The sequence below is a fragment of the Zobellella aerophila genome, assembly GCF_039539325.1.
Taxonomy (GTDB): domain Bacteria; phylum Pseudomonadota; class Gammaproteobacteria; order Enterobacterales; family Aeromonadaceae; genus Oceanimonas; species Oceanimonas aerophila.
Genome location: NZ_BAABCX010000001.1, coordinates 778203 through 797520, shown reverse-complemented (window position 1 = coordinate 797520; position 19318 = coordinate 778203). Strand labels below are relative to the sequence as shown.

Below are 19318 nucleotides of genomic sequence, written 5' to 3'. Positions count from 1 at the left end.
CTTCATATGAAGGCCCGTTTTTACTTATAACTTCTAGTTTGTTTCCAGGCTTCAGTAAGACTGGCTATGTACGCCTTTTACCGCCCGGCCGGAAGGGTCGGCCATGGTTTTCCACTGTTCGTCCCATTCCAGCGCCTTGGGCGTGGAGCAGGCGACGGAGGGTCCCGAAGGTACGCACCTGGCGGCGGATTCCTGGGGGAAGTGGGATTCAAAAATGGATCTGTAGTAATAGGCTTCCTTGGTGGTCGGGGTGCTGAGCGGGAAGCGGAACGCCGCGGTGGCCATCATCTGATCGGTGACCTGCTCCTCCACCATGGCCTTGAGGCTGTCAATCCAGGAATAGCCGACACCGTCGGAGAACTGCTCCTTCTGGCGCCAGGCCACCTCGTGAGGCAGCAGATCGCTGAAGGCTTCGCGCAGTATGTGTTTTTCCATCTTGCCGGCACCGCACATCTTGTCGGACGGGTTCAGGCGCATGGCCACGTCCATGAACTCCTTGTCGAGGAAAGGCACCCGGGCTTCGACGCCCCAGGCCGCCATCGACTTGTTGGCGCGCAGGCAATCGAACATGTGCAGGGCCTGCAGCTTGCGCACGGTTTCTTCGTGGAATTCCTTGGCATCGGGGGCCTTGTGGAAATACAGGTAGCCGCCGAACAGCTCGTCAGAACCCTCACCGGACAGGACCATCTTGATGCCCATGGCCTTGATACGCCGGGCCATCAGATACATGGGGGTGGAGGCGCGCACCGTGGTGACATCGTAGGTTTCCAGGTGATAGATCACCTCGCGCAGGGCATCCAGGCCTTCCTGCACCGTGTAGTGCAGTTCATGGTGGATGGTGCCCAGGTGATCGGCGACCTTGCGCGCGGCGATCAGATCGGGCGCGCCCTCCAGGCCGACGGCGAAGGAATGCAGCTGCGGCCACCAGGCTTCCGACTGCTCGTTATCTTCGATACGACGGGAAGCAAACTGCTTGGCAATGGCGGAGATCACCGAGGAGTCCAGGCCGCCGGACAGCAGTACGCCGTAGGGCACGTCACACATCAGCTGGCGCTTGACCGCGGCGGTGAGGGCGTCGTGCAGCTCGCTCACGCTGGAGCCGTTGCCCTTGACCGCATCATAGCTTTCCCAGTCACGCTGATAGTAGCGGCGCAGCTTTCCTTCCTTGCTGTACAGCAGATGCCCGGGGGGAAATTCCTCTATGGTCTTGCACACCGGCGTCAGGGCCTTCATTTCCGAGGCGACATAGAAGTTGCCGGCTTCATCATGGCCGGTGTAGAGGGGGATGATGCCCATATGATCCCGGCCTATCAGATAGGCATCCTGCTCCTGATCGTACAGGACAAAGGCGAAGATGCCGTTCAGGTCGTCGAGGAACTCGGGCCCTTTCTCCTGATACAGGCCCAGGATGATCTCGCAGTCGGACTTGGTCTGGAACTCATAGCCACAGGTGAGCTCGGCTTCCAGCTCTTTATGGTTATAGATCTCGCCGTTGACCGCCAGGGCATGGGTACCGGCGGTGTTGTACAGGGGCTGGGCGCCGCTGTCCAGGCCGACGATGGCCAGTCGCTCATGGACCAGGATGGCATGGTCGCTGCTATAGACACCCGACCAATCGGGGCCACGGTGGCGCAGCAACTTGGATAGTTCGAGGGCGCGGGCGCGTAGCGCGCCGGGGTCGGACTTGAGTTCGAGAATACCGAAAATGGAGCACATGGGGCTGTCCTTGTAACTGACTCATCTATAAAACATAGACTCAGGTTGCCAGAGTGCTCCGGCCTTGCAAAGCGGAAATATTGAAAATTTATAAAAAAAGGCACCTTTATGATTAATCATCAATTAAAGTATTAAAAAAATAAGTTATTGATACATTAGAGCCTGTTTTATGGTTGTTTTTTATTTTATGTTCAACCGAGGGGGCCGTCGACCCGAAACCAGCCGGCGATGCTCAGCCGCGTGCGACGGGCGGGTAGTACCTCATGGGGAAACCGCTCTGATAAAAAGCACACCAGGGTGCCGGCCCGGGGCAATACCCGCTGGATAGGATGCTTGCCTTGTTGCTCATAGACCAGCAACTCGCCGCCATCCTGTGCTCGCCACTCGGGGTTTAAATAGGCGACCGTGGTCAACCGGCGGTTGCTGCGTCCCCTGAAGGCATCCAGGTGCTTCTTGTAAAAGTCGCCGCCCTGATACTGGGCGTAGTGGCATTCATAGTCCTGCAATCCCATGAACAGCTGGCGATTCATCTGCTGCTGGACCTCGGCCATCAGCGCCAGATAATCTTGTTGCGGCCGGCTGTGGCCGTCTATCCAGCAGGTCTTGTCGGTACGGATCCGGCTGTTGGTCTGATGGGCCAGATCCCGGCCTATGCCGGCCGGGCTCAGCTGATGTTGCGGCAGGGCATGCACATCGTCCCGCAAGGCAGCAATCAGCGACGTTGAGAAAAAGTCGGGAAAAACCCCGATGCCCTGTTCGGCAACGGCATCGACCAGGGCATCGAGGGGAGTTCGGGTGGGGCAGGGCAGGGACATGGGAGACAGACCTGGATAAAGATCCGTTTGATATACGCCTGCCGTCCCTGCTTTTACAGCGAATTAATTTTGTGCTGAAGGTAAAAAAAGTAGGGGCTGTCCCGTTACTGCTTATGATTTCGTTGCCGCCCCAGCAGGGCGGCACAGCGTCAGCGTAATTTATGCACAGTGACGGGGCACCCCCTACACCGCCCCTGTGGGTGAAGCGGGCACCTGGCCGTTCAGCACATGGCGGGCAAAGCCGCAGCCGGCCTCTTCGTAGATGTTAAACACCGCGTCGATGTCCAGTTCGCGCAGGGCCGCGGCTTCGTCGGGGAAGCGGACGATGGCCGCGACCCGCCCCTTGAAACCGGTGTGACGGATCTGCTCCAGGGCATAGAGGTTACCGGCGTGATTGGGCATGGCCAGGAAAATATATTCCAGCTGATCGCCGATATTGGTCTTGTCCCAGAAATCCGAGTCGGAGGCATCGCCCTTGATGACGTTAAGCCGCAGCCCCTGCAACAGCTCGATTTTTTTCTCGTCGCTGTCGATCCCCAGCAGCTTGCCCCGGTAGCGCTTCTCCAGTTCCATGTAGGCGCCCTGACCGATGCGGCCCATGCCGACGATCAACACCTGGGCATCTCCCAGCTCGATGGGCATGTCGTCCGGATGCAGGCGCAGCTTCTCCTTGGGACGGAAGCGGCCTATCAGGCGGCGGTAAATGTTTTCGTTATGGCTGTTGAGCGGGGCCGACACCACAAAAGAGACAGCCAGCGCGATCGAGGCGACGATCACCCAGTCGTTGCTGAGCAGGCCCTGTTTGGCCGCCAGAGCCGCCACGATCAGGCCGAATTCCGAATAATTGGTCAGGCTGAAGGTGGCCAGCAGCGAGGTGCGGACACGCAGGCCGCAGCCGTTGTAAAACATATAATAGATCAGGCTCTTCAGCGGCAGGACCAGCAGCAGTATGGCGGCCAGCCACAGGGTGTCGGCGGTGGGCATGCCATTGAGGCCGATATTGAGGAAGAAGGCCACCAGGAACAGCTCTTTCATATTGAAGAACGATTTGGCCAGGGAGGAGGCACTGTGGTGAGAAGCCAGCATCATGCCGACCACCAGTGCCCCCAGATCGCCCTTCATGCCTACCAGCTCGAAGCCGCCGACCCCGACCACCAGCGCCAGGAAGATGGCGAACAGGATCTGCAGTTCGCCATGGCCCGCCCGCTCCAGCACCCGGAAGAACAGCGGCCGCAGCAGGGGCAGCAGCACCAGCAGCGACAGCGCCCAGGGGCTGGGTGCCTTGCCGGTGGAGAAGGTGAGAAACGCCACCGCGAACAGGTCCTGCATCACCAGCACCCCGATGGCGATACGGCCATAGAAGGTGTTCATGTCACTGCGCTCTTCCAGCACCTTGACCGCAAACACCGTGCTGGAAAAACTCAAGGCAAAGCCCAGCAGTATGGCCTGACTCCACTGCAGCTCCAGGGCCAGGGTGAGTCCGGCCCATTTCACCGCCATCAGCACCAGGGCAAACAGTCCGGTCGAGAGCAGGATATGGCCGCTGGCGGTGCCCCAGACCTCCCGCTTGAGCAGGGTCTTGATGTTGAGTTTGAGGCCGATGCTGAACAACAGCAGGGTGACCCCCAGGTTGGCGAGGGTCTCCAGCACGGCGCTGCTTTCATACCCCATGGCGTTGAGCACGAAGCCGGCCGCCAGGAAGCCGATAAGGGGGGGGAGGTTAACCAGATAAACGGCCAGGCCGCAGCCAAAGGCGATAGCGATAAAGATAGGATCCATGAACCAGTCAGTGTTTGTTGTTAGAAGAGGTCGATGTCGGCGACGGAGTTGTAGATATGCTGGGGACGGAACGGCATCTTGTCAATATCCGGCACCTGGCTGACGCCGGTCAGCACCAGCACGGTTTCCAGGCCCGCCTGAAAGCCGGCGAGGATATCGGTGCGCAGGTTGTCGCCGATGATCAGGGTGTTTTCCGAGTGGGCATCCATATGATTGAGCGCGGCGCGGACTATCCAGGCGCTGGGCTTGCCCACGTAGAAGGGTTTCTTGCCGGTCATGCGCTCGATAGGTGCGCACAGGGCACCGCAGGCCGGGTGCATATGGGGACCGTGGGTGTCCGGATTGGTGGCGATAAAACGGGCTCCATTGGCGACAAATTTGGCCGCCATCTGGATCATGCTCCAGTTATAGTTGCGGGTCTCGCCCACCACCACGAAGTCCGGGTCGATATCGGTAATGGTAAAGCCGGCCTTGTACAGTTCGTGGATCAGCGCCCCTTCCCCGATGACATAGGCCTTTTCGCCACTCTGGCGTTTGAGGAAGTCGGCGGTGGCCATGGCAGAGGTATAGAAACAGCTTTCGGGGACGCTGATGCCGGCGGAGTAAAACCGGTTTTGCAGATCTTTCGGGGTCTGGGCCGGATAGTTGGTCAGGAACAGCAGGTTCATTTCCTGCTCCAGCACCCGTTTGACAAAGAAATCGGCCCCGGGGATCAGGTCGTTGTTGTGCAGGATGACGCCGTCGATATCACAGATCAGGTTAGGTTTTGTCATTCGTATCCCTTTATTATTCTTCAGCATTAGGCCAGGAGCCCGAGTATCTACTCACTGTCAGGGCTGAGTATGACAGAATTATGACAAGGATAAGGCTTTGTTATGCTTTGACGCAATTAAGTAAGGGACCCAACTGGCCCGTACGGCGCTGGATGATGCCGGCCCGGCTCCGTACATAGGCGGACGGCGCGCCGGCATTGAAGCGCCTGGGGTTGGGCAGGACCGCCGCCAGTAATGCGGCCTGATAAGGGTTCAGCCGGGCAGCCGAGGTATTGAAATAGGCGCGGGCCGCGGCCTCGGCCCCGTAAATGCCCGGACCCCATTCGGCAATGTTCAGGTAGAGGGTGAGGATCCTGTCCTTGGGCAGGGTCATCTCAAGCAGGGGCGTGTAGAGGGCTTCCAGGGCCTTACGGGTATAACTGCGCCCGGGCCAGAGGTAGAGATTCTTGGCGGTTTGCATGCTGATGGTGCTGCCGCCGCGCAACTTGCCGTTGGCCTGAAATTCATTCAGCACATCGCCAAACGCATTCCAGTCAAAGCCATGGTGACGGCAGAAACGGTTGTCTTCGGCGGCGATCACCGCCTTTTTCAGGTGGCTTGAAATCGCGTCCCGGCCGCGCCAATGCTTACGGATGCCTTCGCCTTCAAACAGGCGGATCACCATCAGCGGGGTGGCGGGGACAGGCAGCACCCGATAGGCGATGGTCACCAGCAAGGGGCCGGCCAGCAACAGGATACCCAGCCAAAGCAGCAATCGTTTCATCAGACGGGTCATTCAACTATCCATATAACAGCGAAAAAAAGCGGCAGCGGGCATTTTTGATCAGAAGCCGGGTGCTTGTCTGCATACGCAGCCGATCCAGACCAAGAAATGTCCCTTTCTCCTCACAAGCAGGGCGTTTCTTTGGTATGGTTAAATCAAAACAGCTGGGTGGTGGAGGTTCATATGTCCGGGTTTATCGAAGGTCTGCCCAAGGTGGAGTTGCATCTGCACATCGAAGGGACATTGGAGCCGGAGCTGGTGTTTGCCCTCGCCAGACGCAACGATGTCAAACTCGCCTATGCCGACCAGGCGGCGCTCAAAGCCGCTTATCAATTCAGTGACTTACAATCTTTTCTCGATATCTATTACCAGGGTTCCAGGGTGCTGCTGAATGAGCAGGACTTTTTCGACATGACCTGGGCCTACCTGACCCGAGCCCATGCCGAACAGGTTCGCCACACGGAAATATTCTTCGATCCCCAGGCCCATACCGCACGCGGCGTGCCCTTTGCGGTGGTGATATCGGGTATCCACCGGGCCCTGGAGCAGGCCAGGCAGGAATGGGGCATGACCAGCCGGTTGATCATGTCTTTTTTACGTCACCTGTCCGAACAGGATGCGTTCGATACCCTGAAAGATGCCATGCCCTTCAAGGACAAGATCACCGGTGTGGGGTTGGATTCGTCGGAGCAGGGTAACCCGCCGGCCAAATTCGGCCGGGTGTACGCCGCCTGCCAGGAGCTGGGATTCCGGCTGGTGGCGCACGCGGGCGAGGAGGGACCGCCGGAGAATATCCGCGATGCCCTGGATGTGCTTTCGGTCGAGCGCATCGATCATGGGGTGGCGGCTATCCGGGATCCGGAGCTGATGGCCCGGCTGGCGGCCGAGCATGTGCCCCTGACCCAGTGCCCCCTGTCCAACCTCCGGCTCAGGGTGGTGGACAAGATGTCCGATCACCCCTTATTGCGGTTGCTGCAGGCGGGAGTGAAGGTGACCATCAATTCCGACGATCCGGCCTATTTCGGCGGCTATATGAACGCCAACTACCAGGCGGTGCAGCAGGGGCTGGGCGCCAGCGATCAACAGTTACTGGTGATCACCCTGAACGCGGTCAATGCCTGCTGGTTGTCGCCGGAAGAAAAGGCCCGCTTGAGCCGGGAAATCCTGGCCTACGGCCAAGGCTACGGGGTAACCCTGTAGCCTTGGTTGCCGGCTCAGTCTTTTTCCAGCACCGGCTGGATATAGAGGCGGGAAGGGTCAATCAGCACCTTAGTGCCCATAAACTCCCGCCCGAGCAGCACCGGATAGAGCATGCGGGTCCTGTCCTTGAGGGTGAACTCCACGGCTTTTTCCAGATCTCCCAGCCTGACGTCCAGCAATACCACTGGGCGTCGGTCCAGCTTTTTGGTGTTGGCCTGGCGTATCTTGACGTAGCGGCTGAGCGGTGCCTCCAGCCGCACCATGTGCTTATTGTGCTCGAAGCTGAAGCGGATCCAGCGTTGCTTGTCTTTTTTGAATTCCTCGATACCGGTGGCGCTCATCGAGGAGGTTTTGGCGCCGGAATCGATGCGCGCCTTGATCTTGTCATCCAGGGCCGGCAGCCAGATCCATTCGACTCGTCCCAGCAGCCATTTTCCATCCACCTTCAGTTCATCGCCGTCCTGTTCGGTGGCGATGGCATAGGGTGACAATAAACTCACGGCAAGTACCAGGGCCGAGAACCATTTCATGGCAACACTCCTACATTAAGATCAGGCCGAAAAGCGGCGTCATATTACACAAGGCCAATCCGGTTAGCCAGCGCGGGCCAGGCGGGGTATCCTTGAACGTTTTCAACCACTAGTAGCCTGACATGCCTTGGGATCCCGATTTTATTAACCGTAACCCGATTCTCGGACAGCTGCGCCCCCTGCTGTCGCCCATGCCCTGGCGACAATGGCCCTCGGTGAGCCAGTTGGCCCGGTTCCGGGAAGGGGACATACCGGTGACCTTTATCGATGATAGCGCCTTTATGGCCATGGATCATTACTATGAAGAGGCGGTGGCCTTGGGCCAGGTGCCGACCCGCGAGCACAACTGGCATGATTTCTTCGGTGCCGTCATCTGGTGGCAGTTTCCCCGCACCAAGGCCTTGCTTAACCGCCAGCATATGGACGACATCCAGCGGGTGGGCCTGAGACCCCGCACCCCCAGACGCGATCGCCTCACCCATTTCGATGAATGCGGTCTGGTGCTGGTGGCGCCCGACAAGCAAGAGCTGGAAACCCTGTTGCGGGAGCACGACTGGCACGCCCTGTTTATTGAACGGCGGTCGCGTTGGCAGCGGGACTGGCTGCCCTTCATATTTGGCCATGCCCTCTATGAGCAGGCGCTGGCGCCCTTTATCGGCCTGACCGGCAAATGCCTGGTGCTGCAGGCGGAGGCCGCGTTTTATCGGTTGTCCCCCTTGGCCCAATACCAGTGGCTGGATCAGGCACTGGCCGCTACCATTGGCAACCTGGATATGTTCTCCCGGCCCCGGCCGTTGTTGCCCTTGCCGCTCCTGGGGGTGCCCGGCTGGTGGCCGGCCAACGAGGAGCCGGGCTTCTACGGCAACACCGATTATTTTCGACCGAAAAGGAACCGAATATGACCCCTGCAACCGTTGTGCAATTCTGGTTTGGCGAGCAGCCGTCAGGCATCAGTGACAGGGTTTATCAGAAGCGATGGTTTGCCGGCGGCCCCTCATTCGACCGGAAAATCGTCAGCCGCTTTGGCAACCTGTTGGAGCAGGCCCTGGCGGGTGAGCTAGATGACTGGGTCGATCAGCGATCTGGGCGCCTGGCACTGGTGTTGTTGCTGGATCAATTTACCCGCAACGCCTATCGTCGTGAACAACGGGCGTTCGCCGGTGATCTCAAGGCGCGGGGGCTGGTGCTGGACGGGCTGGCCAGGGGGGCCGATAAGGAGCTGACCTTATCGGAGCGACTGTTTTTCTACCTTCCCCTGGAGCATGCGGAGGATCTGGCCTGCCAATGCCTGAGCGTGTCCTGCTTCGAGTCCCTGGCAGGGGAGTTCCCCGCAGCGCACCGATTCATGGGCGAACAGGCGCTGGATTATGCCCGGCGGCATCTGGATATCATCCATCGCTTCGGCCGTTTTCCTCATCGTAACGCCATTCTGGGCCGGGCCGACACCGAGCAGGAGGCCCGGTGGCTGGCCGAGGGCGGCGAGCGTTTTGGCCAGGGGTGATTTCAGCGCGATTTTTTTCTACACTGCGCCCCTTTGGATGCCTGTGCCGGGGCGTGAAGCCGGCCGGAGACAGGCTGATGATCACTTTTAATTAAGGATGGTGTTATGTCCGGGCATGATCCCGTATTTGATTTGCGTTTTAAACCCGTGTTGTTGCATCCCAAATACTGGGGCACCTGGCTGGCCCTGGGCCTGCTCTGGCTGCTGGCCTGGGCACCGGTGCGGGCACGCGATGCGGTTGCCGGGTCTCTGGCGCCGTTGTTGGTCAGGTTGGCGAAGAAACAGTGCTATATCGCCCGCACTAACATCGGGCTGTGTTTTCCGCAGCTGTCCCCGGCCGAGGTGGAAGCCATGCTGCTGAAATCGGTGCGTACCGGCCTGATGGGCTTTATCGGCTATGGCGCCTGGACGGCGCGCAGCAAGGCCTATCTGCAGGGGCGCTTCAAGATCCAGGGGCAGGAACACCTGGATGCCTGCCTGGCGCAGGACGAGAAGATCATTTTCCTGATGCCCCACACCTGGACCATAGACGCCGGCGGTGTCTATTTAAGTTCATTGGGCCTGCCCATGTGCACCATGATGCACAGCGCCAAGAACGAGCTGTTCGACTGGTTTATCAATCGGCAGCGGGCCCGTTTCAACGGCATCATCTATGAGCGCGACGCCGGCATCAAGGCGGTGATCAAGAGCATCAGGGAGGGCAAGCATTTCGGTTACCTGCCGGATCAGGACCATGGGCGGGAAGCCAGCCTGTTTGTGCCCTTCTTTGCCGAAATGAAGGCGACCCTGCCGGCGCTGCCCAAGCTGGTACGGCTCACCGGCGCCAAGGTGCTGCCGGTGCTGTGTATCTACAACACCGAGGCGCATCGCTACGAGCTGCTGATCCATCCGCCGATGGCACCCTATCCGAGCGGTGATATCACTAAGGATACCCGGGCCATGAATGCGGAAATCGAAGCCCTGCTGCAGGATTGGCCCGAGCAATATATGTGGTTCCTGAAATATTTTCAGACCCAGGTCGACTCGGATGAAGGTCGCTATGAGGCGGGTATTCGCGCCATAAGGAAAGAATGATGGCTTGGCTGGAATACCTCTCGATGGTCAGCCTCGGGCTGCTTGTCCTCTGGCTGGTGGGCAAGCTTGACGACTGGTTGATTGCCAGGGAAAAGCGGGGCAGCCCTTAGGGCTGCCCCGGATGGCTTTCCACCCTTGTTCCGTTATTCCCGTTGTTCCTGAGCGAGCGGGGGGAGTTCTGACGGGGGCAGGCCGCCGTGGACAGGGGCTCGGCCCGACGGAATACCACGCTGAAATGGGTGCCGGTGGTAGAGGTGGCAAAGCTTATCTGCCCACCCATCGCCTCCGTCATGCCCTTGGCGATGGCCAGGCCCAGCCCGGTGCCGCCTGTCTTGCGGCTGTCGGTATCCTCCGCCTGGGCGAACTGCTCGAATACCCTGGGTATAAACTGCGCCGGTATTCCCGGTCCTTTGTCGCTGACGGTGATCTGCCAGCCCAAGGCGTGGGAGGCGACGCTGATCACCACCTGTTCGCCCTGGGGAGAGAACTTGGCGGCATTCGACATCAGGTTGCTCAGCACCTGGTTGAAGCGGATGCCATCGGTCAGGATCCGGGCATCCGGATAGGGATTGTCCAGCGCCCATTCAATCCCATATTGCTCGGCATAGGCCCGGGTGGTTGCGAGCACCTCGGTCAGCAGCTCGCTCAGCCGGTAAGGTTGGAGCTGCACGCTGAGTTTGCCGTTTTCCAGTTTTTCGATATCAAGCAGGTCGTTGACCAGTGCCAGCAGGTGCTGGCTGTTGCGGTGGGCAATGTCGACCAGCCGGCTGGCGTCGGCCGGCAGGGGGCCCGCCATGCCGTTTTCAAGCAGGCTGAGGGAGCCGCGAATGCTGGTGAGTGGGGTCCGCAGTTCATGGCTGACGGTAGCCACGAAACTCTTTTTCAGCCGTTCGCCTTCGGCTTTCAGGGCGACTTTTTCGAGTCGTCGGCGGATCTGCACTTGGCCCAGCCAGGCTGCCAGCCAGATGATCAACAGCAGCGCGCCGTAGATGGGCAGTCGCCACCAGCCCAGGCCTGGGCTGCCATCCTGATACTGGATGGTCAGCCGCCAGGTGACATCGGGCAGATGCAGCAGCGCCCGGTATTGCAATGGTTGCTCCTGGAGCGGACTGCCCCAGATAGCGGTGAATCCGCTGTCACTGTCGTCATCCGCTTTGTCCAGCCCGATGCGCAGGCCCGGCCAGCGGCGGTGATCATCAATCACCGCGAGCAGGGTCTCTGCATTCATGACCGTACTGATCACGCCCCAGTATTTTCCGCCGATAAAGATGGGGACGCGATGGATCAGCCCTATGCCTCCCTGGATCAGGGGCAGGGGGCCGAACAGGCTGGGCTTGCCGGTGGTCATGACCTGCTGCACCCCCGGCCATTGGGCCGGTATGTCGGGCAGGTAGGAGCCGAGTACGGCACGGTTGCCCTCGACCGGATAAATCATGGATATCTTGTTACCGGGAGAGATACCGATATTGACGATATAGGGGTTTTCGGTGGTCATGGTGGTTAGCCAGGGGGTGATTTCTTCGCGGTTAAGCCGGCCGCCGTGGCTGCGGATAAAGTAGGCCAGCCCCAGATTTAAATAGATGGCACTGTTGAGTCGGTTTTCTATTTCGGCCTTGAGTTCACCGCTGCGCATGGCCAGTTGCTGGCGTTGGTGGGTGCGCTCATAGGCGTTAAGCTGCCAGATACTCAGCTCTATCACGCCGACCGCGAGGAGGGCCCCCAAGATGAGATTCCTGATCAGTCGGTAAAATGGCGACGTCTCGTTCATGGGCTGTCCTTAGGCCGGGGTGATCATTGAGTTGCCGTTCTGGTTTGGTTGCGGCCCGTATTCTTGGCCTGGTACAGGGCCCGATCGGCCCGGGCCAGCAGTTCGGCGCCGGTGTCGACCGGGAAGGCGGCCGTACAGGCCAGCCCCAGCGACAGGGTGCAGGTAAAGCCGGTGTCCCCTTTGCTGAAGCGTACCTGGGCGAAGTCTTTACGGATCTCGTCCATGAGGTGGTGGGCCGAGGCGGCATCGCATCGCGGCAGCACGACGAGAAATTCTTCACCGCCATAGCGTCCGATAATATCGGTTCGACGCAACCGCTGACGCAGCAGCATGGCTACGGCGGAAATCACCATATCGCCGGTGGCATGGCCATGGTTGTCGTTGATGCGTTTGAAATGGTCGATATCCAGCATTGCCAGGGTGACCGGGTGTCCGTCACGCAGGGCCCGGGTGAGCGCTATATCGACGGCTTCCTTGATGGTGGCGTGTTTTAACAGTCCGGTCAGGCTGTCCTGGTTGATCTGGGCCATCAGTTCCCGGGCACGGTTGACCCGTACCCGTACCGCCGCCACCAGCTGGGCATCGGAGATGGGTTTGGTCAGGAAGTCATCGGCGCCGGAGCGCAGGGCCTGTATCTGGCGGCCCAGGTCGGTCTCCGCCGACAGATAGACGATCGGCAGGCCGGCCCAGTTGTCATATTGGCGCAATACCCCCGCCAGATCCGGTCCCGAATAGTCGGGCATATACAAGTCCATCAGGATAAGCTCGGGGCGGAAGGAAAAAACCGTTTCCGCGATCTGCTCCGGTTGTTGCAAGACTTCAACGGCCATGCCGGCGTATTCGAGCACCAGTCGATAGTGGTCGGCGAGCAGCTGATCGTCTTCGACGAGCAGCACCCGCTCCGGTGGCGAAGCCCGGTTCTCCATGATGCGGCTGATGCGGTTGACCAGCCGAGGTACCTCTATGGGTTTGAGGACATAGCCTTCGGCGCCCAGCTGGGCGGCCCGGACCCGGGATGGGAAATCATCCCGGGCCGAAATAAAGATGAGCGGGCAGGAAAGGGCCATGAGCCTGGGCAGCAGCGTCATCTGCTCTGTGGTATTGATCCCTTCCGGTTCCAGCATCACGTCGAGCAGCAGGATATCGGGGCTATCGTGAGCGGAGGCCTGGTCGGCTTCCGCCAGCTGGCAGAAATGGGTCACCCGATAGCCGAAAGATGTCAGCTGGTCGACCAGCTGGCGGGCGAGCAGCCGATCGTCCTCGACCAGCCAGAGATGGATCATATCCTGCTGCGCTAATGGGCGTGAAGGGGGAGGCTGATCCGCTCCCGGATAGCCGGTGTGCATGTTGAGTTCCGCCAAGGTGCCGATTTCGCCGATAAATGCCGTCAGCTCGACCTGGCTGGGAGGCAGCTTGTCCAGCCAGAGGTGTATCTGCTGCTCCAGCCGGCGGGCATAGCCACTCAGCTCGGGCAACCCGAAGGTACCGCCGGAGCCTGCCAGCTTGTGCAGCCGGTGTTGCAATATGCCCAGGGTCCCCGCAGGCTTATCCTCCTGCAGCAGTTGGGTGGCCAGCCGGCGCATCTCTGCCAGTTCCTCCGGCAGCCGTTTCAGGTAGTCCTCGCGCAGCGCCAGCAACCGGATCTGGATCCGCTGACTATGCTCATTTTCATTCATGGTGATGTTTCCAGATGGCCCTCACTTCATCGGCCAGGGTCATGGGATCAAACGGCTTGGCGATGACATCCAGGGCGCCCAGTGCCTTCAACTCGGCGATTTCGCTGGGCTGTACCTTGGCGGTCATAAAGGCCACCGGTATCTCGGCCAGCTCCGGCTGCTCCCGCAGGGCCCGGAAGGTGGTCGGGCCGTCCATCTCCGGCATCATCACATCCAGCAAGATCATGTCCGGTGCGAAGCCGGCCGCCTGCTCCATCGCTTCCGCTCCCGAAGAACAGATCTTGACGGCGAATCCGCCCACCATCTCCAGCGCCAGCTGGGCGATGGCCTGAATATCGGGTTCATCCTCTACATATAATACCCGTTGCAATACCTTCATTGATGATCACCTTTTAATGTGGAGTGGATACGGTGACGAATGCTTTCGACCAGCTGATGGGGGGAGATTTGGGACTTTAATAGCACGGCTTCAACCTGGCGGGCAGCAAGGGGGTTGGGTTGATCGCCGGAGAGGATCACGACCCGAGCGCGGGGCTGGCGCTGGCGGATTTCCGGCAGCAGTTCCCAGCCCGAGCCGTCGGGCAGCCCCAGGTCGAGGATAACCACGTCGAAGCTTTCCATGGCCAGGCGACGGCGGGCCTGAGACAGGCTGGTGGCGAGCCGGAAAGTAAAGCGCGCACCGGCCATGGCATGGATCACCTGGTGTAGATCCCTGTCGTCTTCTACGTGCAGTATCCGCAGCTGCGCGTCGGGCTGCTCCGGGATCAGCCGATCGACGGCCTCGATCAGCCTGTGCTCGTCGATGGGCTTGGCCAGCCAGTCGATGTCGGTATAGTGGCCGTTCAGAGACAGCCGGCCCTCCTCCATCTTGGCGGAGACCACGATCACCGGAATATTGGCCGTGGCCGGGCTGTTTTTCAGGCGGTGGATGATGTCCAGCCCGCCGATATCCGGCAGCATCAGATCCAGGGTGATGGCATCAAAGCGCTGTTGTTCCAGCGCCTTCAGCGCCTCTGCTCCCGAGTAGGCAATGTCGGCCCGGTAACCGGCCCGGCCGAGCATCTGCGACAACAGGTAGGCAATATCCGGCTCGTCTTCAATCACCAGGACCCGCGGGATCGGATGGTGGTCGGCGGGATCGGTGTCGAAACGTCGGGCCGGTTGCTGCCACAGGGGCAGTTCGAAGTAAAAGCAGCTGCCATGGCCTGGCTGCGAGTCGAAGCCGATGGTACCGTTCATGCGGCTGATCAGTTCCCGGCAGATGGCCAGGCCCAGGCCGGTTCCTCCCTTGGTGCGGGTGTCGGAGCCGTCGGCCTGGGAAAACTTGTCGAATACCCGTGACTGGAATTCGAGCGGAATTCCCGGGCCCTGATCGGTGATGGAAACCCGGATCCGGGTCTGTTCAACCCGGGTGCTGACGGTGACCACGCCCTGTTCGGGGGAGTATTTGATGGCATTGGACAACAGGTTGGACAGCAGCTGCATCAACCGCTGGTGATCTACCTTCACCTCTATGTCGCCGGGATCTGCGTCCAGTTGCAGCCGGATGTGGCGGTCGAGGCAGTAGGTGAGGTTGGCCTCGATGGCCTGTTCGAGCAGGGGGCGCAGCGATTGCGGCTGCAGATCAAAATGTACCTTGCCCGCCGCCAGTTTTTCGATATCAAGCAGATCATTGATCAGATAGGTCAGCCGTTGGCTGTTGTTGTGGGCGATGCCGATCATGTTCAGCGCCTGCTCGGGAAGTTCGCCCAGGGCGCCGCCGGTGATCAGTCCCAAAGCCCCGGAAATGGAGGTCAGCGGGGTGCGCAACTCGTGGCTGACGGTGGAGACAAATTCGCTCTTCATCCGTTCCAGCCGCTTGCGCTCGGTAATATCGCGCACCATGGCCACATAATGCGGCCGGCCGGCCCGGGTGACCTGCCATACTGTCAATTCCATCGGGAACACGGTGCCGTTTCTGTGTTGACCCTCGGTTTCCCGTTTTATGCTCAGGATGCGGATCAGATCGGAGCCTGCGGCATCGTCACCGTTCTCTGCGGGCAACAGACGGCTTACCCTGTGCTTGAGCAGCTCCCCGCTCCGGTAGCCGAAGATTTCTTCTGCGGCCGGATTAACGGACAGGATCCGGCCAAGCTGATCGAAGGTCAACATGCCGTCGACCATATTGTTGAGGATGGCCTGGGTATACTCGGCCTGCTCCTTGATGGCCATCTCGGTCTGCTTGTGTTCGGTGACGTCCTGAAATAAACCGTAGACCCGCCGGCACTGACCCTGCTCAAACACCGGCAGGCCGATGGCCCGCACGGCCCGCTCCTGTCCCTTGGCGGTGGTGATATTCAGTTCAATGTCATAGGGCTGGTTGTACTCGACGGCGGCCCGAAAGGCCGCGGAAATGGTTTGCTGATCCGGCCCGGGCGGATAGAAGGCCAGGGCATTGTCCACATTTGGTTGAAAGTCGGCGGCGACCTGATGGATTTCCCGGGTGACCCGGCTCCAGGTCACCCGGTTGGTGAGCAGATCGACCTCCCAGGTGCCGATCCGGGCGGCTTCACTGGACTTTTCCAGCAGGTCATAGGCGTGCTCGAGGGCCTGCTCCGCTTGTTTCTGCTCGGTTATATCCATGTGCAGGCCCGACATCAGCCAGGGTTTATCGTCGGCGGTCCAGCTGACGACCCGGCCCCTGTTCTGCACCCAGACCCAGTGGCCGTCTTTATGCCTGAGCCGGCACTGGGTATCGATGCTGTCCAGCTGGTTGTCAAAATGCTGGGTCAACAGCTGGTCAATATGGGCCTTATCATCGGGGTGACACAGCCTTGTCCAGGTCTCGATGCTGATGGGTTCAAGCTCGTCCAGGCGGTAACCGAGCATGCCGACCCAGCGTTCGTTCAGGCGCAGCTGACCGGTTTGCACCTGCCACTCCCAGGTACCGCATTCGGTACTGTCGATCAGGGTTCGCAGCCGTTGTTCGTTGAATGTCAGCAGTTTCTGTTGGGTGGAGAGCCGCCGCTCCTGCTGTTTGACCTGGATAAACTTGATTTGGTCATCCACGCAATCGGCAAAGTCGCGTAACACCGCCAGCTCGTTTTCATCCAGTTGGCGAGGGGTGCCGTCGATCAGGCACAGGGTACCGATGCGCTGGCCGCAGGGGCTGTGCAGGGGAGCGCCGGCATAGAAACGGATAAAGGGGGCCTCGGTGACCAGGGGGTTATCATGGAAGCGGGCATCGGCGCTGGCATCGGGGATTTGGAAGATGCTTTCTTCCAGGATGGCATGGCCGCAGAAGGAGATATCCCGGGCCGTTTCACAGGCATCCAGCCCCTGTCGGGACTTGAACCACTGGCGATCCCTGTCGACCAGGGAGATCAGCACAATCTGGGACTCGAAGTACTGTTGGGCCAGCCGGGTCAGGCGATCGAAGCGCGCCTCGGCAGGCGTGTCGAGCAGCTCCGTCGCCAACAGTGCCGCGAGCCGTTCATGTTCATTGTCGGGGATGGCCGGCGTCTGCATGCTTCAGCTCCATTTGAATAAAGCGTTAGACTAGCATCATCCTCGATTGAGCAGAAGGCCGAGGTTATTGGTTGGACGGTGGTTGAACAGGACCCGGGGCAAAAGCCCCGGGCCAAGGTTTTACTTCTGGTGGCGCTCGTGGAGCTTGCCGATGACATCGGACAGGCTCAGGCCTTCCTGTTGCAGCAGCACGGTCAGGTGGTAGAGCAGGTCGGCGGACTCGTTCACCAGCTCGTCGTGGTCGTGCACGGTGGCGGCCAGGGCGGTCTCGACCCCTTCCTCGCCCACCTTCTGGGCGATACGCTTGGTGCCCTTGGCGTACAGGCTGGCGGTATAGCTGGAGGCGGGATCGGCGCCCTTGCGGGCGGCCAGCACCTGCTCCAGTTCGGCCAGGAAGCTTAAGCTTGGCAGCTGCTGCTCGTTGAAGCAGGACACATTGCCCAGGTGGCAGGTGGGGCCGATGGGCTCGACCTGCGCCAGAATGGTGTCGTTATCACAGTCGGTGCTGATATCGCGCAGCTGGAGCACATGGCCGGAGCTTTCGCCCTTGGTCCACAGCCGGTTCTTGGTTCGGCTGAAGAAGGTGACCTGGCCGGTTTGCTGGGTCTTTTCCAGGGCCTCCCGGTTCATGTAGCCGAGCATCAGTACCCGGCCGCTGTGGCAGTCCTGGACGATGGCCGGCATCAGGCCGTCCACCTTGTCCCAATCGAGTTTGTCTGCATTAATCACGTACTACCACTCCTTGCGTTTTCAGGTACTGCTTGAGCTCACCGATGTTGATGATGTCCTTGTGGAACACCGAGGCGGCGAGGGCACCGTCGACGTCGGCTTCCAGGAAGGCATCGCGGAAGTGCACCATTTCACCGGCGCCTCCGGAGGCGATCAGCGGCACCTGGCATTGGGCACGTACCCGCAGCAGCTGCTCTATGTCGTAGCCCTGGCGCACGCCGTCCTGGTTCATCACGTTGAGCACGATCTCGCCGGCACCGCGCTGCTGCACTTCCTGCACCCAGTCGAAGGTGTTCCAGCGGGTGACCTGGGTGCGGCTTTCGTCGCCGGTGAACTGATGCACCTGATACTGGCCGGTGGCCTCGTCAAAGTAGGAGTCGATGCCCACCACGATGCACTGCACGCCGAAGGTGTCGGCCAGCTCGGTGATCAGTGCCGGGTTGGCCAGCGCCGGCGAGTTGATGGAGATCTTGTCGGCGCCGAACTCGAGGATGCGCGCCGCGTCCTCGATGGACTTGATGCCGCCGGCCACGCAGAAGGGGATGTCGATCACCTCAGCCACCCGGCTGACCCAGCTCTTGTCCACCACCCGGTCCTGGCTGCTGGCGGTGATGTCGTAGAACACCAGTTCGTCGGCGCCCTCGGCGGCGTAACGCTCGGCCAGTGGCACTATGTCGCCGATGATCTCGTGGTTGCGGAATTTCACGCCCTTGACCACCTGGCCGTCCTTGACGTCCAGGCAGGGGATTATGCGTCTTGCCAGCATGCGATGGCCTCCTCAACGGTGAACTTGCCTTCGAGCAGGGAGCGGCCGAGGATCACGCCGGCCACGCCCGAGCCCTTGAGTGCCTCGATATCGGCGATGCTGCCGATGCCGCCCGAGGCCTGCCACAAAATGGTGGGGTAGCGGGCCGACAGCTCCCGGTACAGGGCCACGTTGGAGCCGGTGAGGGTGCCGTCCTTGGAGATATCGGTGCACAGCACATGGCAGAGGCCGGCGGGCAGGTAATGCTCGAGCAGGGACTCGATGGTGATGCCGCTGTCTTCCTGCCAGCCGGCGATGGCGATCTTCTTTTCGCCGTCGGCGGTGATGTTGATATCCAGCGCCAGCACGATGCGCTCGGGGCCGTACTGCTTGAGCCAGCCGGCCACCATTTCCGGGTTTTTCACCGCGGTGGAGCCGATCACCACCCGCTGTGCGCCAATATCGAGCAGGTCTTTTACGTCCTGCTCGGTGCGGATGCCGCCGCCGATCTGCACCGGCATCGGGGTGTTTTCGATCAGGCTTTTGATGACGTCAAGCTGGCGCTGGTCGCTGTTCTTGGCGCCGTCCAGATCCACCAGGTGCAGCTGGGTGGCGCCGGCGGCCACGTAGAGGTCGAAGCGCTCCTGGGGTGAGGCGGTGTATTCGGTCTTTTGCTGGTAGTCGCCCTGATACAGGCGCACCACCTTGCCACCGATCAGATCTATTGCAGGGATAATCATGT

The 19318-nt window shown here is 60.3% G+C and carries 17 protein-coding genes; 4 read left to right on the top strand and 13 right to left on the bottom strand.

Translation table 11 applies throughout. From position 1 onward, the window contains the following. Positions 1 to 51: 51 nt before the first annotated feature. From asnB to mtgA, 5 genes are all read right to left on the bottom strand, one after another. On the bottom strand, positions 52 to 1716 hold the full coding sequence (gene asnB / locus ABD806_RS03720) for an asparagine synthase B (RefSeq protein WP_344954833.1): 1665 nt from the start codon (positions 1714 to 1716) through the stop codon (positions 52 to 54). A 191-nt stretch (positions 1717 to 1907) separates the two neighbouring features. Continuing rightward, on the bottom strand, positions 1908 to 2531 hold the full coding sequence (locus tag ABD806_RS03715; protein WP_344954831.1) for a 2OG-Fe(II) oxygenase: 624 nt from the start codon (positions 2529 to 2531) through the stop codon (positions 1908 to 1910). A 183-nt stretch (positions 2532 to 2714) separates the two neighbouring features. Then, the gene (locus tag ABD806_RS03710) at positions 2715 to 4310 is read right to left on the bottom strand and encodes a cation:proton antiporter domain-containing protein (protein ID WP_344954829.1); all 1596 of its coding nucleotides are present in this window, start codon (positions 4308 to 4310) and stop codon (positions 2715 to 2717) included. A 20-nt stretch (positions 4311 to 4330) separates the two neighbouring features. Continuing rightward, positions 4331 to 5083, bottom strand: a complete 753-nt coding sequence (locus ABD806_RS03705) for an HAD-IIA family hydrolase (protein ID WP_344954827.1) — start codon at positions 5081 to 5083, stop codon at positions 4331 to 4333. 100 nt (positions 5084 to 5183) lie between these two features. After that, positions 5184 to 5858 (bottom strand): monofunctional biosynthetic peptidoglycan transglycosylase, encoded by a 675-nt coding sequence (mtgA, locus tag ABD806_RS03700; RefSeq protein ID WP_344954825.1) that lies wholly within the window; start codon positions 5856 to 5858, stop codon positions 5184 to 5186. A 171-nt stretch (positions 5859 to 6029) separates the two neighbouring features. Here mtgA and ABD806_RS03695 point away from each other — a divergent pair, with 171 nt between their 5' ends. Next, a complete protein-coding gene (locus ABD806_RS03695; RefSeq protein ID WP_344954823.1) occupies positions 6030 to 7046 on the top strand; it encodes an adenosine deaminase in 1017 nt (338 codons plus the stop codon). A gap of 14 nt (positions 7047 to 7060) precedes the next feature. Here the strand turns inward: ABD806_RS03695 and ABD806_RS03690 are convergent, their stop codons facing one another. Further along, the gene (locus tag ABD806_RS03690; protein WP_344954821.1) at positions 7061 to 7576 is read right to left on the bottom strand and encodes an ATP-dependent zinc protease family protein; all 516 of its coding nucleotides are present in this window, start codon (positions 7574 to 7576) and stop codon (positions 7061 to 7063) included. 122 nt (positions 7577 to 7698) lie between these two features. On the opposite strand from ABD806_RS03690, the gene ABD806_RS03685 reads away from it, so the two are divergent. The 3 genes from ABD806_RS03685 to lpxM all read left to right on the top strand — a co-directional run bounded on the left by ABD806_RS03685 (position 7699) and on the right by lpxM (position 10151). Further along, the gene (locus tag ABD806_RS03685) at positions 7699 to 8478 is read left to right on the top strand and encodes a DUF3025 domain-containing protein (RefSeq protein WP_344954819.1); all 780 of its coding nucleotides are present in this window, start codon (positions 7699 to 7701) and stop codon (positions 8476 to 8478) included. Continuing rightward, complete coding sequence (locus ABD806_RS03680; protein ID WP_344954817.1) at positions 8475 to 9077, top strand: DUF924 family protein; 603 nt, start codon at positions 8475 to 8477, stop codon at positions 9075 to 9077. The genes ABD806_RS03685 and ABD806_RS03680 overlap by 4 nt, the downstream gene beginning before the upstream one ends. 105 nt (positions 9078 to 9182) lie before the next feature. Further along, positions 9183 to 10151, top strand: a complete 969-nt coding sequence (lpxM, locus tag ABD806_RS03675) for a lauroyl-Kdo(2)-lipid IV(A) myristoyltransferase (protein ID WP_344954815.1) — start codon at positions 9183 to 9185, stop codon at positions 10149 to 10151. Positions 10152 to 10257: 106 nt separating this feature from the next. On the opposite strand, the gene ABD806_RS03670 is transcribed toward lpxM, so the two are convergent. The 7 genes from ABD806_RS03670 to hisA all read right to left on the bottom strand — a co-directional run bounded on the left by ABD806_RS03670 (position 10258) and on the right by hisA (position 19316). Next, positions 10258 to 11874 (bottom strand): ATP-binding protein, encoded by a 1617-nt coding sequence (locus ABD806_RS03670; RefSeq protein ID WP_344954813.1) that lies wholly within the window; start codon positions 11872 to 11874, stop codon positions 10258 to 10260. Positions 11875 to 11942: 68 nt separating this feature from the next. Further along, positions 11943 to 13595: a diguanylate cyclase gene (locus ABD806_RS03665; protein WP_344954811.1), complete on the bottom strand. Its 1653-nt coding sequence runs from the start codon at positions 13593 to 13595 to the stop codon at positions 11943 to 11945. Beyond that, a complete protein-coding gene (locus ABD806_RS03660; protein WP_344954809.1) occupies positions 13588 to 13974 on the bottom strand; it encodes a response regulator in 387 nt (128 codons plus the stop codon). Before ABD806_RS03660 ends, ABD806_RS03665 begins: the two co-directional genes overlap by 8 nt. Then, positions 13971 to 17102, bottom strand: a complete 3132-nt coding sequence (locus tag ABD806_RS03655; RefSeq protein WP_344954807.1) for a PAS domain S-box protein — start codon at positions 17100 to 17102, stop codon at positions 13971 to 13973. Before ABD806_RS03655 ends, ABD806_RS03660 begins: the two co-directional genes overlap by 4 nt. A gap of 120 nt (positions 17103 to 17222) precedes the next feature. Next, a complete protein-coding gene (hisIE, locus tag ABD806_RS03650) occupies positions 17223 to 17831 on the bottom strand; it encodes a bifunctional phosphoribosyl-AMP cyclohydrolase/phosphoribosyl-ATP diphosphatase HisIE (RefSeq protein ID WP_344954805.1) in 609 nt (202 codons plus the stop codon). Beyond that, positions 17824 to 18597, bottom strand: coding sequence for an imidazole glycerol phosphate synthase subunit HisF (gene hisF / locus ABD806_RS03645; RefSeq protein WP_344954803.1), 774 nt, complete (start codon positions 18595 to 18597; stop codon positions 17824 to 17826). The genes hisIE and hisF overlap by 8 nt, the downstream gene beginning before the upstream one ends. Further along, positions 18579 to 19316 (bottom strand): 1-(5-phosphoribosyl)-5-[(5-phosphoribosylamino)methylideneamino]imidazole-4-carboxamide isomerase, encoded by a 738-nt coding sequence (hisA, locus tag ABD806_RS03640; RefSeq protein WP_344954801.1) that lies wholly within the window; start codon positions 19314 to 19316, stop codon positions 18579 to 18581. Before hisA ends, hisF begins: the two co-directional genes overlap by 19 nt. Positions 19317 to 19318 lie beyond the last annotated feature (2 nt).